This is a genomic window from Streptomyces sp. NPDC097619, assembly GCF_040302735.1.
GTDB lineage: Bacteria > Actinomycetota > Actinomycetes > Streptomycetales > Streptomycetaceae > Streptomyces.
This window is the reverse complement of sequence record NZ_JBEOSD010000172.1, coordinates 1-16,421: the sequence shown is the minus strand read 5'-3', so window position 1 is coordinate 16,421 and position 16,421 is coordinate 1. Positions and strand designations below refer to the sequence as shown.

The following is a 16,421-nucleotide window of genomic DNA, read 5'->3' as shown; positions in this document are numbered from 1 at the left end:
CGTCCTATCTGAACTCGCCCAGTTGCCTTGCCCGCCGGCGACCCCGGCGGGCAAGGTCGGTGACACCCGTTGACCCGCAGCACCGCAGTTCGCAGGACCCCGCGGACGACGGCCGGGACCCCATTCCACACCCGGCCGGAACCCCTCGGAAGCTCAGCCTCACGGCCTCTTGACAGACCCCCGGCATGCGGTTCCCGCCAGCCCGCGTAGGATGGGGTAAGGCCGTGGCAGGTTTTCCGCCCGGCGGGCGCGCGTGCCGGACCGTACGCGACGCCATCCACGATCCCGGGAGAAGCGCCGAAGTATGCCCACGCGCCACGATATTCGTAACGTCGCCATCGTCGCCCACGTCGACCACGGCAAGACGACCATCGTCGACGCCATGCTCAAGCAGGCCGGTGCCTTCGCCGCCCACCAGCAGCTCGACGACCGCATGATGGACTCGAACGACCTGGAGCGTGAGAAGGGCATCACGATCCTCGCCAAGAACACGGCGGTGAAGTACCACCCCAAGGACGGCGGGGCGCCCATCACGATCAACATCATCGACACCCCCGGCCACGCCGACTTCGGTGGCGAGGTCGAGCGCGGCCTGTCGATGGTGGACGCGGTCGTCCTGCTCGTGGACGCGTCCGAGGGTCCGCTGCCGCAGACCCGCTTCGTGCTCCGCAAGGCTCTCCAGGCCCGCATGCCCGTCATCCTCTGCATCAACAAGACCGACCGCCCGGACTCCCGGATCGACGAGGTCGTCAACGAGACGTACGACCTCTTCCTCGACCTGGACGCCGACGAGGACCAGATCGAGTTCCCGATCGTCTACGCCTGCGGTCGTGACGGCATCGCCTCGCTGACCAAGCCGGAGGACGGCACCGTCCCGGCGGACTCCACCAACCTGGAGCCGTTCTTCTCCACCATCCTGGAGCACGTGCCGGCCCCGACCTTCGACGAGGACGCGCCGCTCCAGGCCCACGTCACCAACCTCGACGCCGACAACTTCCTCGGCCGCATCGCGCTGCTCCGCGTGGAGCAGGGCGAGCTGCGCAAGGGCCAGACGGTCGCGTGGATCAAGCGGGACGGTTCCGTCTCCAACGTCCGCATCACCGAGCTGATGATGACCGAGGCCCTGACCCGCAAGCCCGCCGACGTCGCGGGCCCCGGCGACATCTGCGCCGTGGCCGGCATCCCCGAGATCATGATCGGCGAGACCCTGGCCGACCCGGAGAACCCGATCGCGCTCCCGCTGATCACGGTGGACGAGCCGGCCATCTCGATGACCATCGGCACCAACACCTCCCCGCTGGTCGGCCGCGGCGGCACCGGCAAGGGCGCCGACGCCAAGGCGGCGATCAAGGACCGCAAGGTCACCGCCCGCCAGGTCAAGGACCGGCTGGACCGCGAGCTGATCGGCAACGTCTCCCTCCGCGTGCTCGACACCGAGCGCCCGGACGCCTGGGAGGTCCAGGGCCGTGGTGAGCTCGCGCTCGCCATCCTGGTCGAGCAGATGCGCCGCGAGGGCTTCGAGCTCACCATCGGCAAGCCCCAGGTCGTCACCCGCGAGGTGGACGGCAAGACCCACGAGCCCGTCGAGCGCATGACCATCGACGTGCCCGAGGAGCACATGGGTGCCGTCACCCAGCTCATGGGCGTCCGCAAGGGCCGCATGGACAACATGTCCAACCACGGCTCCGGCTGGGTCCGCATGGAGTTCGTCGTCCCGTCCCGCGGTCTGATCGGGTTCCGAACCGAGTTCCTGACCCAGACCCGCGGCACCGGCATCGCGCACTCGATCCACGAGGGCCACGAGCCCTGGTTCGGTCAGCTCCAGACCCGCAACAACGGCTCCCTGGTCGCCGACCGCGCCGGTGCGGTCACCGCCTTCGCGATGACCAACCTCCAGGAGCGCGGCGTGCTGTTCACCGACCCCGGCACCGAGGTGTACGAGGGCATGATCGTCGGCGAGAACTCCCGCTCCGACGACATGGACGTGAACATCACCAAGGAGAAGAAGCTCACCAACATGCGCTCCTCCTCCGCCGACTCCTTCGAGGCGATCGTCCCGCCGCGGAAGCTCTCCCTGGAGCAGTCCCTGGAGTTCTGCCGCGACGACGAGTGCGTCGAGGTGACCCCGGAGGCCGTGCGCATCCGCAAGGTCGTCCTGGACCAGAAGGAGCGTTCGCGCACCGCTTCCCGCGCCAAGCGCTAGTCTCCCGCCCAGGCCCCCGAGGGGGCCACGGCAGCGGCTCGTGATCGAACGGCCCGCCCTCGCACGGCTTCCGTGCGAGGGCGGGCCGTTCGCTTTTGTCAAACGGATTGTTGCGTTCAGGTGTCCGAATATCGGCCGTCACACTCCGGAACGTGCGCTAACCGTCCGTTTCGGGCGTGTCTGTCTGTGATCCATATGTCCGGATTTCGGGTTGTGGGGGCTGTTCGATGTTGTGAAAACGAGACCCTTTAAGTGTGGTTAACAGCCAGGGCGTCCCAGAGGATGGCTCCATTGAGCTCGGGTCAATGGGTCATGCGCTGTGGGGAGCGCCGACTCACGAGCACACTCACGGGACACCGGTCCCACTCGCCGTCAGGGGTGTCGGCGAACGGTCCGGGTCCCTCATGTCGAACAGTGGACTCATGAGGAGGAAACCCATGCGTGGTGCCAAGAGCGCCAAGTGGGTCGCGGGCGCGATCGTCGTCGCCCTGGCAGCAACCGCTTGTGGTGGGGGCAAGGACGAGGGCAAGGGCGCCGAGAAGGGCGCCGTTGACCCCAACGGCATCTTCTCGGTCGAGACGGGCGAGCCGGAGAAGCTCCTGCACCCGGCCGACACCATGGAGTCCAACGGCTCCATCGTCCTGAGCGGCCTCTTCTCGCAGCTGGTCGACTACACCGAAGACGGCAAGCTGACCATGGTCAACGCCGAGTCGGTCGACTCCAAGGACAGCAAGCTCTGGACGGTCAAGCTCAAGAAGGGCTGGACCTTCCACGACGGCACTCCGGTGACCGCCGAGTCCTACGTCAAGGCGTGGAACTGGGCCGCCACCATCACGAACAACCAGGGCAACGCCTCCTGGTTCTCGGACATCAAGGGCTTCGACAAGGTCCACCCGGAGAAGGAGGGCGCCAAGCCCACCTCCGACAAGCTGGACGGCCTGAAGGTCCTCGACGAGAGCACCTTCACCATCGAGCTGAACTCCGCGATCCCGTACTTCGCGTACAAGCTCGGCTACGAGGTCTTCTCCCCGCTGCCGGAGTCCTTCTACGCGAACCCGAAGGCCGCCGGTGAGAAGCCGGTCGGCAACGGCCCCTACAAGTTCGACTCGTGGGAGCACAAGAAGCAGATCAAGATCGTCCGGTACGACGGGTACAAGGGCGACAACAAGGCGAAGAACGGCGGTGTGGTCTTCAAGAACTACACCACCGTCGAGACCGCCTACGAGGACCTGAAGTCCGGCAACCTGGACGTCCTCCGCTCCATCGGCCCGAAGGACCTCCCGGTCTACCGCCAGGACCTCGGTGACCGTGCCGTCGACCAGGCGTACTCCGCCATCCAGACGCTCGCGATCGCGTACTACGCGCCGCAGTGGAAGGACAAGAAGGTCAACCCGAAGGTCATCCAGGGCCTCTCGATGGCGATCGACCGCGACACGATCACCAAGACCGTCCTGAACGGCACCCGTGAGCCCGCCACCGGCTGGGTCGCCAAGGGTGTCCAGGGCTTCCAGCCCAACGCCGCGGGCGACGTCACCAAGTTCGACCCGGCGAAGGCCAAGCAGCTCATCACCGAGGGTGGCGGCGTTCCCGGCAACGCCATCTCCATCCAGTTCAACTCCGACGGCGGCCACAAGGAATGGGTCGAGGCTGTCTGCAACAGCATCACCCAGGCCACCGGCGTCAAGTGCGTGGGCGACGCCAAGCCCGACTTCCAGGCCGACCTCCAGGCCCGCAAGTCGAAGCAGGTCAAGTCGATCTACCGCTCCGGCTGGGTCCTCGACTACCCGGTGAACGCGAACTTCCTCCGGGACCTGTTCCAGACCGGCGCCTCCGGCAACCAGGGTGACTTCTCCAACAAGGAGCTGGACGCCGCCATCGCCAAGGCCGACACCGCCGCGACGCTGGACGAGTCGGTGAAGGAGTACCAGGCGATCGAGAAGAACCTGGTCAACTACATGCCGTCGATCCCGCTCTGGTACTACAAGGTCAACGCGGGCTACTCCGAGTCCGTCTCCGGCGTCAAGTACGCCCAGGACGGCGACCCGATCCTCGAGGGCGTCGAGGTCAAGAAGAAGTAGTCACTGACGTAGTCCGCTGTACGGATCGGGCCGACGGGGAGTCGGCCCGCATCCGGACCTGTACGCAGTGAACGGGGGGCCCTTCCTCGGTGCCGCACGCCGGAAACGGCGTCCGGCACCGGGAAGGGCCTGTCCTGCCTACTGCCGCATCTTCAAACGGAGGCACGATGGGGCGCTATGTCGCACGACGACTGCTCCAGATGATCCCGGTCTTCTTCGGGACGACTCTGCTCATCTTCCTGATGGTCTACACCCTGCCCGGCGACCCCGTGGCGGGTCTGTTCGGCGACAAGGGGACCGACCCGGCCACGCTGGCCCGGTTGAGAGCAGAGCACGGGCTTGACCAGCCCATTCTTCAGCAGTACTGGAACTACATCTCGAACATCCTGTTCCACTTCAACTTCGGAGAGCAGATCCGAAGCGGCCGCGAGATCACCGAGGTCATCGGGGACGCCTTCCCCGTCACCCTCCGTCTCGCGATGCTGGCCTTCCTGATCGAGCTGGTGCTCGGTCTCGGCCTCGGCATCGTGGCCGGCCTCAACGCGGGCCGCCTCGCGGACAACCTGGTCCTGGTCTTCACGCTGCTGATCATCTCGGTCCCGGTGTTCGTCCTCGGCTTCATCGTCCGCATGGTCTTCTCCGACCAGCTGGGCTGGATCTCGCCGAACGTGAGCATCGACGAAACCTGGGGCGAACTACTCGCGCCGGCCATTGTGTTGGGTGCGCTGTCCCTCGCATACGTGGCCCGCCTCACCCGTACCTCCATGGCGGAGAACCTCCGCGCCGACTACGTGCGCACCGCGGTGGCCAAGGGCCTGCCCAAGCGCCGTGTCTACGGCGTCCACCTGATGCGCAACTCGATGATCCCGGTGGTCACCTTCCTCGGCACCGACATCGGCGCCCTCATGGGCGGCGCGGTCGTCACCGAGGGCCTCTTCAACGTCAAGGGCGTCGGCGGTCTGATCTACGACTCGATCGTCCGTCGCGAGGGTCTGACCGTGGTCGGTGTCGTCACCGTCCTGGTCATCGTCTACCTCGTCGCCAGCCTGCTCGTCGACCTCCTTTACGCGGTCCTGGACCCGAGGATCCGGTATGCCTGACATGACCAAGACCGCCGCGCCGGCGGAGGAGGCGGCCGTGGCCGCCCCCGTCGCCCCGCAGAAGGCCGAGAAGGCCCGCAGCCTCTGGGGCGACGCCTGGGCCGACCTGCGTCGCAACCCGTACTTCCTCGTGTCGTCGGTCCTGATCGTCCTGCTGCTGACGATCTCGATCTTCCCGGGGCTGTTCACCAGCGCCTCGCCCACCAAGGGCGACCTGGTCAAGCACTTCCTGACCAAGCCGGAGCTGGGCTCCATAGGCTCGCCCGAGTGGTTCGGCTACGACGGCCAGGGCCGCAGCGTGTACGCCCGCCTGATCTACGGCACCCGTGCCTCGATCATCGTCGGCATCTGCGTCACCGCGATCGTCACCGTCCTCGGCGGCATCATGGGCATGATCGCCGGCTACTTCGGCGGCATCGTGGACGCGATCCTCTCCCGGATCACCGACATCTTCTTCGGCATCCCCTTCCTGCTCGGCGCCATGGTCGTCCTGCAGGCGTTCACCGAGCGCACCGTGTGGGTCGTCGTCGGCGCACTGGCCTTCCTTGGCTGGACCCAGATCACCCGCGTCATGCGCGGTGCCGTGATCACGGTCAAGCAGGCCGACTACGTGCACGCCGCCAAGGCCCTCGGCGCCGGCACCGTCCGGATCCTCTTCCGGCACATCCTGCCGAACGCCCTGGCCCCCGTGATCGTCGTCGCGACCATCGCGCTCGGCGGTTACATCTCCGCCGAGGCCACCCTCTCCTACCTCGGTCTCGGCCTCGCGTCGCCGACCGTGTCCTGGGGTGTGGACATCTCCGCGGGCGCCGCCCAGATCCGCGTCGCCCCGCACGTCCTGCTGTGGCCGTCGATCATGCTCAGCATCACCGTGCTGGCGTTCATCATGCTCGGCGAAGCGGTCCGCAACGCCCTCGACCCCAAGATGCGCTGAGGAGGGCGTACGTGACCACCATCGACAAGACCGCGACGGTCCCCGCCCCGCGTGACGGTGCCGACTTCGAGGGCCCCCTCCTCGAAGTCCGTGACCTCCATGTGGAGTTCCACACCCGTGACGGTGTGGCCAAGGCCGTCAACGGCGTCAACTACAGCGTCAGCGCCGGCGAGACCCTCGCCGTGCTCGGCGAGTCCGGCTCCGGCAAGTCCGTGACCGCGCAGGCGATCATGGGCATCCTCGACATGCCCCCCGGCAAGATCCCGCAGGGCGAGATCTTCTTCCGCGGTCAGGACATGCTGAAGATGAGCGCCGAGGAGCGGCGGCAGATCCGCGGCCGGAAGATCGCCATGATCTTCCAGGACGCGCTGTCCTCCCTGAACCCGGTGCTGACCGTCGGCTACCAGCTGAGCGAGATGTTCCGCGTCCACCGCGGCCTCTCCAAGAAGGAAGCCAAGGCGAAGTCCATCGAGCTGATGGACCGGGTCAAGATCCCCGCCGCCAAGGCGCGCGTGGACGACTACCCGCACCACTTCTCCGGCGGTATGCGCCAGCGCATCATGATCGCCATGGCGATGGCGCTGGAGCCGGACCTGATCATCGCCGACGAGCCCACCACGGCCCTCGACGTGACCGTCCAGGCCCAGGTGATGGACCTGCTCGCGGAGCTCCAGCGCGAGATGAACATGGGTCTGATCCTGATCACCCACGACCTCGGCGTGGTCGCCGACGTCGCGGACAAGATCGCCGTCATGTACGGCGGCCGGATCGTCGAGACCGCCCCGGTGCACGAGATCTACAAGCGTCCGGCGCACCCCTACACCAAGGGCCTGCTGGACTCGATCCCGCGCCTGGACCAGAAGGGCCAGGAGCTCTTCGCGATCAAGGGCCTGCCGCCCAACCTGCTGCGCATCCCGAGCGGCTGCGCGTTCAACCCGCGCTGCACCGCCGCGCAGGACATCTGCCGCTCGGACGTTCCCGTGCTGCACTCGGTGACCGAGCGGGACGGCGGCGAGCTGCCGGGCCGCAAGAGCGCCTGCCACTTCTGGAAGGAGACGATCCATGGCTGACCTGACCAAGGGCGAGCCGATCCTCCAGGTGCGCAACCTGGTCAAGCACTTCCCGTTGACCCAGGGCATCCTGCTCAAGAAGCAGGTCGGCGCGGTCAAGGCCGTCGACGGGGTCTCCTTCGACCTCTACCAGGGCGAGACCCTGGGCATCGTCGGCGAGTCCGGCTGTGGCAAGTCCACCGTCGCCAAGCTTCTGATGAACCTGGAGCGGGCCACCGCGGGCGAGGTCTTCTACAAGGGCCAGGACATCACCAAGCTGTCCGGCCGTGCCCTGAAGGCCGTCCGCCGCAACATCCAGATGGTGTTCCAGGACCCCTACACCTCGCTGAACCCCCGTATGACGGTGGGCGACATCATCGGCGAGACGTACGACATCCACCCCGAGGTGGCCCCCAAGGGCGACCGGCGCCGCAAGGTGCAGGAGCTCCTGGACGTCGTGGGTCTGAACCCGGAGTACATCAACCGGTACCCGCACCAGTTCTCCGGCGGTCAGCGCCAGCGCATCGGCATCGCCCGCGGTCTCGCGCTGAACCCCGAGATCATCATCTGCGACGAGCCGGTCTCCGCCCTGGACGTGTCCGTGCAGGCGCAGGTCATCAACCTGATGGAGAAGCTCCAGGACGAGTTCAACCTGTCCTACATCTTCATCGCGCACGACCTGTCGATCGTCCGGCACATCTCCGACCGCGTGGGCGTGATGTACCTCGGCAAGCTCGCCGAGATCGGCACCGACAGCGAGATCTACGACCACCCGACGCACCCCTACACCCAGGCGCTGCTGTCGGCGGTCCCGGTGCCGGACCCGGAGGCCCGCGAGGGTCGCGACCGGATCATCCTCACCGGTGACGTGCCCTCCCCGGCCAACCCGCCCTCGGGCTGCCGCTTCCGCACCCGTTGCTGGAAGGCCGAGGACAAGTGCGCCACCGAGGTGCCGCTGCTGGCGATCCCGAAGCGCTACGAGGGCACGGACTCGCTCGCCAAGCACGAGTCCGCCTGCCACTTCGCCGAGGAGCGGGCCGTCCTGTCGGCCTGATGCCCCGCACCGTCGTGCCCCCGAGGGCGCCCCTCCCGCAGCAGCGGGGCGGGCGCCCTCGGGCGTTCCGCGGGCGGGGCCCGGACGGGCACCGGGGCCGGGCCGATAAAACGCTTTGCCCGTTCCGGGCGACCCGTACCAAAGTGGGGGGATGCTGACCGTACGCCCCGCCGGGCCCACCGACGCGCCCGAGATCTGTGCCCTGCTCAACGCCGTGGACGTGCTGGAGATCGGCCGCCCCGAGACCGACCTCCACGAGGTCGAGGCGGACCTGCTGCACCCGGAGACGGACCTGGCCCGGGACTCGTGGCTGGCCTTCGAGGGCGGCCGGTTGGTGGCGTACGCCGTCCTGTGGTGCGACGGGGACCCCGAGCGGATCGACGCCGACCACTACGTGCTGCCGGAGCACCAGGACGCGGGGGAGCGGCTGCTCGCCCTGCTGGAGGCGCGGGCCCTGGAACGGGCGCGGGAGGGCGGCGCCGCGCGGGCCGTCGTGCACCTCAACCTCAACACCGCCCCCACCCTCGACACCGGCCGGCTCGCCGCGCGCGGCTGGGGCCGGGTCCGCCTGCACCAGGTGATGACCCGCCCGCTGTCCCGGACGGCCGACGTGCTGCCGGAGCCCCCGGCGGGGCTCACCCTGCGGAACTGCCACGAGGAGGCGGACCGCCGGCGGGCGCACGCCCTGGTGGAGGAGACCTTCGCGGAGCACTTCGACCACACCCCGCGGGGCTACGAGCAGTGGCTGGCGGACCTGGACGGGGACCGGCTGGACTGGTCCCTGGTGTGGATCGCCGCCCTGGACGGGCACGGGGACGCCGCCGTGGTGATCACCCGGGACGACCGCTCCACCATGGGCTGGATCCGCAACCTGGGCGTCCGCAAGGAGCTGCGCGGCCGGGGGGTCGCCGGGTACCTGCTCCGGCACGCCTTCGCCGTGTACGCGGACCGGGGTCGGGACACGATCGGGCTCGGCGTGGACACCGAGAACGCCAGCGGGGCCCTGGGCCTGTACGAGGCGCACGGGATGACCCTGTACTTCGCGGTGGACACCTGGGAGGTCACCCTCTGCTGACAGGCGGGTGACGCGGGCTCCCGCATGGGCGCGCATAACGTGCGGTTCGCCCCCGTTCGGGGTGACATTGGCTCCTGAGTACGACCACCCACGGTCAGGACGACCCGGGAGCCACTGAGGAGGCACTCCATGCGCGGAGCCACCCATGCCAAGTGGGCCGCTTGTGCGGTCGCCGTCGCGCTGGGCGCGACGGCCTGCGGCGGCGGCAGCGACGGCGGCGGGGGTGACGGCGCCGGGATCGTCAGCTCCTCCTGGGGTGACCCGCAGAACCCGCTGGAGCCGGCCAACACCAACGAGGTGCAGGGCGGCAAGGTCCTCGACATGCTCTTCCGCGGTCTGAAGCGGTACGACCCGAAGACCGGCGAGGCCAAGGACATGGTGGCCGAGAAGATCGAGTCCACCGACCAGAAGAACTTCACCATCACCCTCAAGGACGGGTGGAAGTTCAGCAACGACGAGCCGGTCACCGCACAGTCCTTCGTGGACGCCTGGAACTACGGCGCGGACGTGCGCAACAAGCAGAACAACTCGCCCTTCTTCTCCGACATCGTCGGCTACGACGAGCTGCACCCGGAGTCCGGCGACCCGAAGACGAAGACCATGAGCGGGCTCGTGGTGAAGGACGCGAAGACCTTCACGGTGGCCCTGAAGGAGAAGTTCTCCACCTGGCCCGACACCCTCGGCTACCAGGCGTTCTCCCCGCTGCCCAAGGCGTTCTTCACCGACCACGCGGCCTGGCTGGACAAGCCCGTCGGCAACGGCCCCTACACGGTGGACTCGTACACCAAGGGCTCCGGGATGAAGCTCCGCACCTGGGACGGGTACACCGGACCCGACAAGGCCCAGAACGGCGGGGTGGACCTGAAGGTCTACACCGACAACAACACCGCCTACACGGACCTGATCGCCGGCAACCTCGACCTGGTGGACGACGTCCCGGCCCAGCAGCTGAAGAACGTCAAGAACGACCTCGGCGACCGGTACATCAACCAGCCCGCCCTGATCATCCAGACCCTCACCTTCCCGCTGTACGACCCGCGGTGGAACAAGGCGGGCATGGAGAAGGTCCGGCAGGGCATCTCCCGCGCGATCAACCGCGAGGAGATCACCAAGCAGATCTTCCAGGACACCCGCAGCCCCGCCAAGGACTGGACCTCCTCCGCCCTCGGCGAGAAGGGCGGGTACAAGGACATGTGCGGCGAGCTGTGCCAGTACGACCCGGCCGCCGCCAAGCAGCTCATCGAGGAGGGCGGCGGACTGCCCGGCGGCAAGGTCACCGTCACCTCGAACGTGGACACCGGCTCCCACCGGGTGTGGATGGACGCGGTCTGCAACAGCATCAACAACGCCCTCGGCCGCGGCCCGGTCTGCACCGTGAACCCGGTCGGCACCTTCGCGGACTTCCGCAACCAGCAGAGCTCCTTCAAGCTCACCGGCCCCTTCCGGTCCGGCTGGCAGGGCGACTACCCGCTGATCCAGAACTTCCTGGAGCCGCTGTACTACACCGGCGCCTCCTCCAACTACGGGAAGTTCAGCAACAAGGACTTCGACAAGCTCGTCGACGAGGCCAACGCCGAGAGCGACACCGCGAAGGCCATCGCCAAGTTCCAGGACGCCGAGAAGATCCTCGCCGCCCAGATGCCCTCCATCCCGCTCTGGTACCAGAACGGCAGCGCCGGTTACTCCGAGCGCCTGTCGAACGTGGAGCTGAACCAGTTCAGCGTCCCCGTCTACGACCAGATCAAGGTCGGCTGACCCCCACTCCACAGCCATGTGACCGCCCCGGCCGGTGACCGCCGGGGCGGCCACCCGGAATCCGGAGGCTCCCTTGGGCCGCTACGTCATCCGGCGACTGCTCCAGATGATCCCGGTGTTCATCGGGAGCACGTTCCTCATCTTCCTCATGGTGTACGCGCTGGGCGACCCCGTCGCGGCCCTCTTCGGCGACAAGGCGCCCGACCCCGCCACCGCCGCCCGCATCCGCAAGGACCTCTATCTCGACCAGCCCCTGTGGAAGCAGTACCTGCACTACATGGGCCAGATCTTCCAGGGCGACTTCGGCACCGCCTTCAACGGCCAGAAGGTCACCGAACTCATGGCCTCGGCCTTCCCGGTGACCCTGCGACTGACCCTGGTGGCGATCTTCTTCGAGATCGTGGTCGGCATCACCTTCGGCGTGATCAGCGGCCTCCGCCGGGGCCGGGCCATCGACACCGGCCTGCTGGTCCTCACCCTGATCGTCATCTCGGTGCCGACCTTCGTCACCGGCTACCTGCTGCAGTTCGTCCTCGGCGTCAAATGGGGCTGGGTCCGGCCCACCGTCTCCTCCGACGCCCCCCTCAACGAACTGATCCTGCCCGGCATCGTGCTGGCCCTGGTCTCCCTCGCCTACGTCACCCGGCTGACCCGCACCTCCATCGCCGAGAACGTCAAGGCCGACTACGTCCGCACCGCCGTGGCCAAGGGGCTGCCGCGCCGCCGCGTCATCACCCGGCACCTGTTGCGGAACTCCCTGATCCCCGTGGTCACCTTCATCGGCACCGACATCGGCGCCCTGATGGGCGGGGCGATCGTCACCGAGCGGATCTTCAACATCCACGGCGTGGGCTACCAGCTCTACCAGGGCATCCTCCGCAACAACGCCCCCACCGTGGTCGGCTTCGTGACCATCCTGGTGATCGTCTTCCTGCTGGCGAACCTGCTCGTCGACCTGCTCTACGCGGTCCTGGACCCGAGGATCCGTTATGCCTGAGCCGTACGACCCGCTCCAGCCCGGCGACCGGGAAGCCATCGCCCCCACCGGACAGGGCGGACCCATGGACCTCGCGATCGAAGAGGCCGAGAGCCTGGAGAAGGACCTCTCGCCCAACGGTCCGGGCCCCCAGGAGAAGCCCCGCTCCCTGTGGTCCGACGCCTGGCACCAGCTGCGCCGCAACCCGGTCTTCCTGATCTCCTCCCTGCTGATCCTCTTCCTCGTGGTCATCTCGATCTGGCCGCAGCTCATCGCGAGCGGGGACCCGCTCCAGTGCGACCTGTCCAAGTCCCAGCAGGGCTCCGAGCCCGGCCACCCCTTCGGGTACGACACCCAGGGCTGCGACGTGTACACCCGCACCGTGTACGGGGCCCGCGCCTCCATCACCGTGGGTATCTGCGCCACCGTCGGCGCGGCCCTGCTCGGTTCCCTGCTCGGCGGCCTGGCGGGCTTCTTCGGCGGCTGGTGGGACGCGCTGCTCTCCCGGGTCGCCGACATCTTCTTCGGCATCCCGGTGGTCCTCGGCGGCCTGGTCTTCCTCTCCGTGGTCACCAGCACCACCGTCTGGCCGGTGGTCGGCTTCATCGTGCTGCTGGGCTGGCCGCAGATCGCCCGCATCGCCCGCGGCTCCGTGATCACCGCCAAGCAGAACGACTACGTGCAGGCCGCCCGGGCCCTCGGCGCGGGCAGCGGCCGGATGCTGCTGCGGCACGTGACCCCCAACGCGGTGGCCCCCGTGATCGTGGTGGCGACCATCGCCCTGGGCACGTACATCGCCCTGGAGGCCACCCTGTCCTTCCTGGGCGTGGGCCTGCGCCCGCCCACCGTGTCCTGGGGCATCGACATCTCCAACGCCGCCCCGCAGATCCGCAACGCGCCCCACATGCTGCTGTGGCCGGCCGGAGCGCTGAGCCTCACGGTGCTGGCGTTCATCATGCTCGGCGACGCGGTCCGCGACGCCCTCGACCCCAAGCTGCGCTGAGGAGGCGGGGCCATGCTGCTCGAAGTCCGCGATCTGCACGTGGAGTTCAAGACCAGGGACGGTGTCGCCAAGGCCGTCAACGGGGTCAATTACGCGGTGGACGAGGGGGAGACCCTCGCGGTGCTCGGCGAGTCCGGATCCGGCAAATCGGTCACGGCGCAGGCCGTGATGGGCATCCTCGACATGCCCCCGGGCCGGATCCCGCAGGGCGAGATCCTCTTCAAGGGCAAGGACCTCCTGAAGATGAAGGAGGACGAACGCCGGAAGATCCGCGGGGCCGAGATGGCCATGATCTTCCAGGACGCCCTGTCCTCCCTCAACCCCGTGCTCACGGTGGGCGCGCAGCTGGGCGAGATGTTCGAGGTGCACCGGGGCCTGTCGCGCAAGGACTCCAAGGCGAAGGCCGTGGAGCTGATGGACCGGGTCAAGATCCCCGCCGCCAAGCAGCGGGTGACGGACTACCCGCACCAGTTCTCCGGCGGCATGCGCCAACGCATCATGATCGCCATGGCGCTGGCCCTGGAACCCTCCCTGATCATCGCCGACGAGCCCACCACCGCCCTCGACGTGACCGTCCAGGCACAGGTGATGGACCTGCTCGCCGAGCTCCAGCGCGAGCTGAACATGGGCCTGATCCTGATCACCCACGACCTGGGCGTCGTCGCCGACGTGGCCGACAAGATCGCCGTGATGTACGCCGGACGGATCGTCGAGGCCGCCCCCGTCCACGAGATCTACAAGAACCCGGCGCACCCCTACACCCGGGGCCTGCTGGACTCGATCCCGCGCCTGGACCAGAAGGGCCAGGAGCTCTACGCCATCAAGGGGCTGCCGCCCAACCTCCTCGCCATCCCGCCGGGCTGCGCCTTCAACCCGCGCTGCCCGATGGCCCGGGACCTCTGCCGCGCCGAGGTGCCCCCGCTGGCCGAGGTCACCGAGTCCCCCGTGGCCCGGCAGAGCGCCTGCCACTTCTGGAAGGAGTGCCTCCATGCCTGAGGCCACCGAGCCGATCCTCGAAGTGACGGACCTGGTCAAGCACTTCCCCCTCACCCAGGGCATCCTCTTCAGGAAGCAGATCGGCGCGGTCAAGGCCGTGGACGGCGTCTCCTTCGCGCTGGGCGCCGGGGAGACCCTGGGCATCGTCGGCGAGTCCGGCTGCGGGAAGTCCACCGTCGCCAAGATGCTCGTCAACCTCGAACGCCCCACCGCCGGAGCCATCTCCTACAAGGGCGAGGACATCACCAAGCTGTCCGGCCGTGCCCTGAAGGCCGTCCGCCGCAACATCCAGATGGTGTTCCAGGACCCGTACACCTCGCTGAACCCCCGCATGACGGTGGGCGACATCATCGGGGAGCCGTACGAGATCCACCCCGAGGTGGCGCCCAAGGGGGACCGGCGCCGCAAGGTGCAGGAACTGCTCGACGTCGTGGGTCTGAACCCGGAGTACATCAACCGGTACCCGCACCAGTTCTCCGGCGGTCAGCGCCAGCGCATCGGCATCGCCCGCGGCCTGGCCCTGCGGCCGGAGGTGATCGTCGCCGACGAGCCGGTCTCCGCCCTCGACGTGTCCGTCCAGGCGCAGGTGATCAACCTGCTGGAGCGCCTCCAGAGCGAGTTCAGCCTCTCCTACGTGTTCATCGCGCACGACCTGTCGATCGTCCGGCACATCTCCGACCGGGTCGGCGTGATGTACCTCGGCAAGCTGGTCGAGATCGGCACCGACACCGAGATCTACGACCACCCCACGCACCCCTACACCCAGGCCCTGCTGTCGGCCGTGCCGGTGCCCGACCCCGGGGCCCGGGAGCACCGCGACCGGATCATCCTCAGCGGTGACGTGCCCTCCCCGGCCAACCCGCCCTCGGGCTGCCGCTTCCGCACCCGCTGCTGGAAGGCCGAGGAGCGCTGCTCCACGGAGGTCCCGCTGCTGGCCGTGCCCCCGCACCTGGAGGCCGCCGGAGGCCCCGCCGCGCACCCGTCCGCCTGCCACTTCGCGGCCGAACGGCAGGTGGTCCCGGCCGCCGGGGACCTGGCGGCCCCGCCCGCCCCGCCGCCCGGAGCCCCCGGCGCGACCGGCACGAGCGGCGGAGCCGATCCGGGGGCGGGGACCTCCTGAGGGCGGTCCGGCCCGGCCGGCCCCTCACTCGTGGGGGTGGCGCGCGGGGCCTCGGATTGACGGCCCGATCCGAGGTCGGAGGCGCCGACCGGCACCCGCCGACCGACCCGCAGCCCCGCCGTGACACCGGCTCCCGCACCCCAACGCCCGCTCCCCGGACGCCTCTTCGGCCCGCCCCGCCCGGGGCGGGCCGTTTTGCCAAACCCGCACCCGCCGTGCACAGAGTGTCACCGACAGGCGTCATCTGCTGAGCGGAGGGTCACCATGCGTACGGAGCGCGAAACCGTTCCCGGCGTGCCCGGACCCCGCACGGCCGGGGGCCCGACCCCCACCCGGGGCCGCCGGCGGGGCACCTCCCCGGCGGCCGCGGAGCCGGACCGGGAGGACCCCGCGCGGGAGCGTCCCGCCCCCGCGGTGCCGACCCCGGCCCGACCGCTCCCGGGTCCGGGGGAGTCGCCCGCCGCGCTCCTGCCGGTCCGCGCCCGCCCGGCCGAGAACCTCGGCTTCCTCCTGGGGCACGCGCTTCCCGCCCGACTCTGCGGCGGCACCGCGGCCCCCCGCCCCCGCACCGCCGCCCTCCTCGACCTCCTCGGCGCCCCCGTCCTGTCCGCCACCGTCCTGCGGAGACTGCGCCGCCGGCACGGCGGGGCACCGGTGGTGGTCCGGGCCCCCGCCGGGCCGGTCCTGCTCCTCTTCGACCCCGCGGACCTGGCCCGCTTCCACTCCGCGCCCCTCGGCCGGCTCGACCCCGCCACCGCCGCCCACGCGGCGCAGGCCCCCGCCCCCGGCCCCGCCCACCGCGAGGCCGAGGAACGCGCCCTGGCCTCCGGCCGCGCCCTGCACCCCTCCTGCGCCGAGTTCCTGCGGGTGGTGGGGGAGGAGGCCGCCCCGCTGACCGCCGGCGGCCTCCTGGACCACGCCCGGATCCGGGCCGCCCTCGCCCGGACCGGCCGCCGCGTCGTCCTCGGCGACGCCGCCGCCGAGGACACCGACCTCCTCCCGGGTCACGGCGTAGGCGCGCAGCGGGGCCGGGGCCAGCTCGCCCGCCCCGTGCGCCTCGGCGAGCCCGGGAAGGGTC

At 69.2% G+C, this 16,421-nt stretch carries 13 protein-coding genes; all 13 read left to right on the top strand.

What is annotated here, in order from left to right; all coding sequences use genetic code 11:
* Positions 1–304 precede the first annotated feature (304 nt).
* On the top strand, positions 305–2,203 hold the full coding sequence (typA, locus tag ABTZ17_RS31520; RefSeq protein WP_352199199.1) for a translational GTPase TypA: 1,899 nt from the start codon (positions 305–307) through the stop codon (positions 2,201–2,203).
* 437 nt (positions 2,204–2,640) lie between these two features.
* A complete protein-coding gene (locus ABTZ17_RS31515) occupies positions 2,641–4,281 on the top strand; it encodes a peptide ABC transporter substrate-binding protein (protein WP_352199198.1) in 1,641 nt (546 codons plus the stop codon).
* Between the two features lie 167 nt (positions 4,282–4,448).
* Complete coding sequence (locus ABTZ17_RS31510; protein ID WP_352199197.1) at positions 4,449–5,381, top strand: ABC transporter permease; 933 nt, start codon at positions 4,449–4,451, stop codon at positions 5,379–5,381.
* On the top strand, positions 5,374–6,315 hold the full coding sequence (locus tag ABTZ17_RS31505) for an ABC transporter permease (protein ID WP_352199196.1): 942 nt from the start codon (positions 5,374–5,376) through the stop codon (positions 6,313–6,315). The genes ABTZ17_RS31510 and ABTZ17_RS31505 overlap by 8 nt, the downstream gene beginning before the upstream one ends.
* Positions 6,316–6,326: 11 nt before the next feature.
* The gene (locus tag ABTZ17_RS31500; RefSeq protein WP_352199195.1) at positions 6,327–7,385 is read left to right on the top strand and encodes an ABC transporter ATP-binding protein; all 1,059 of its coding nucleotides are present in this window, start codon (positions 6,327–6,329) and stop codon (positions 7,383–7,385) included.
* Positions 7,378–8,418 (top strand): ABC transporter ATP-binding protein, encoded by a 1,041-nt coding sequence (locus ABTZ17_RS31495; RefSeq protein WP_352199194.1) that lies wholly within the window; start codon positions 7,378–7,380, stop codon positions 8,416–8,418. The genes ABTZ17_RS31500 and ABTZ17_RS31495 overlap by 8 nt, the downstream gene beginning before the upstream one ends.
* A 151-nt stretch (positions 8,419–8,569) precedes the next feature.
* A complete protein-coding gene (locus ABTZ17_RS31490; protein ID WP_352199193.1) occupies positions 8,570–9,493 on the top strand; it encodes a GNAT family N-acetyltransferase in 924 nt (307 codons plus the stop codon).
* A gap of 129 nt (positions 9,494–9,622) precedes the next feature.
* Entirely contained in the window at positions 9,623–11,248 is a 1,626-nt protein-coding gene (locus ABTZ17_RS31485; RefSeq protein WP_352199192.1) for a peptide ABC transporter substrate-binding protein, read from the top strand.
* Between the two features lie 73 nt (positions 11,249–11,321).
* On the top strand, positions 11,322–12,245 hold the full coding sequence (locus ABTZ17_RS31480) for an ABC transporter permease (protein ID WP_352199191.1): 924 nt from the start codon (positions 11,322–11,324) through the stop codon (positions 12,243–12,245).
* On the top strand, positions 12,238–13,227 hold the full coding sequence (locus tag ABTZ17_RS31475) for an ABC transporter permease (protein WP_352199190.1): 990 nt from the start codon (positions 12,238–12,240) through the stop codon (positions 13,225–13,227). The genes ABTZ17_RS31480 and ABTZ17_RS31475 overlap by 8 nt, the downstream gene beginning before the upstream one ends.
* A gap of 12 nt (positions 13,228–13,239) precedes the next feature.
* Complete coding sequence (locus ABTZ17_RS31470; RefSeq protein WP_352199189.1) at positions 13,240–14,223, top strand: ABC transporter ATP-binding protein; 984 nt, start codon at positions 13,240–13,242, stop codon at positions 14,221–14,223.
* The gene (locus ABTZ17_RS31465) at positions 14,216–15,343 is read left to right on the top strand and encodes an ABC transporter ATP-binding protein (protein ID WP_352199188.1); all 1,128 of its coding nucleotides are present in this window, start codon (positions 14,216–14,218) and stop codon (positions 15,341–15,343) included. Before ABTZ17_RS31470 ends, ABTZ17_RS31465 begins: the two co-directional genes overlap by 8 nt.
* Before the next feature lie 294 nt (positions 15,344–15,637).
* The coding region (locus ABTZ17_RS31460; RefSeq protein WP_502994930.1) for a cytochrome P450 family protein at positions 15,638–16,421 on the top strand (784 nt) is incomplete at its 3' end.

Excerpts from the sequence above, each read along its gene's own strand:
- ABTZ17_RS31490 (WP_352199193.1), top strand. The coding sequence starts at position 8,570 with ATGCTGACCGTACGCCCCGCCGGGCCCACCGACGCGCCCGAGATCTGT.
- ABTZ17_RS31470 (WP_352199189.1), top strand. The coding sequence starts at position 13,240 with ATGCTGCTCGAAGTCCGCGATCTGCACGTGGAGTTCAAGACCAGGGAC.
- ABTZ17_RS31495 (WP_352199194.1), top strand. The coding sequence starts at position 7,378 with ATGGCTGACCTGACCAAGGGCGAGCCGATCCTCCAGGTGCGCAACCTG.
- ABTZ17_RS31510 (WP_352199197.1), top strand. The coding sequence starts at position 4,449 with ATGGGGCGCTATGTCGCACGACGACTGCTCCAGATGATCCCGGTCTTC.
- ABTZ17_RS31465 (WP_352199188.1), top strand. The coding sequence starts at position 14,216 with ATGCCTGAGGCCACCGAGCCGATCCTCGAAGTGACGGACCTGGTCAAG.
- ABTZ17_RS31515 (WP_352199198.1), top strand. The coding sequence starts at position 2,641 with ATGCGTGGTGCCAAGAGCGCCAAGTGGGTCGCGGGCGCGATCGTCGTC.
- ABTZ17_RS31485 (WP_352199192.1), top strand. The coding sequence starts at position 9,623 with ATGCGCGGAGCCACCCATGCCAAGTGGGCCGCTTGTGCGGTCGCCGTC.
- ABTZ17_RS31475 (WP_352199190.1), top strand. The coding sequence starts at position 12,238 with ATGCCTGAGCCGTACGACCCGCTCCAGCCCGGCGACCGGGAAGCCATC.
- ABTZ17_RS31505 (WP_352199196.1), top strand. The coding sequence starts at position 5,374 with ATGCCTGACATGACCAAGACCGCCGCGCCGGCGGAGGAGGCGGCCGTG.
- typA (WP_352199199.1), top strand. The coding sequence starts at position 305 with ATGCCCACGCGCCACGATATTCGTAACGTCGCCATCGTCGCCCACGTC.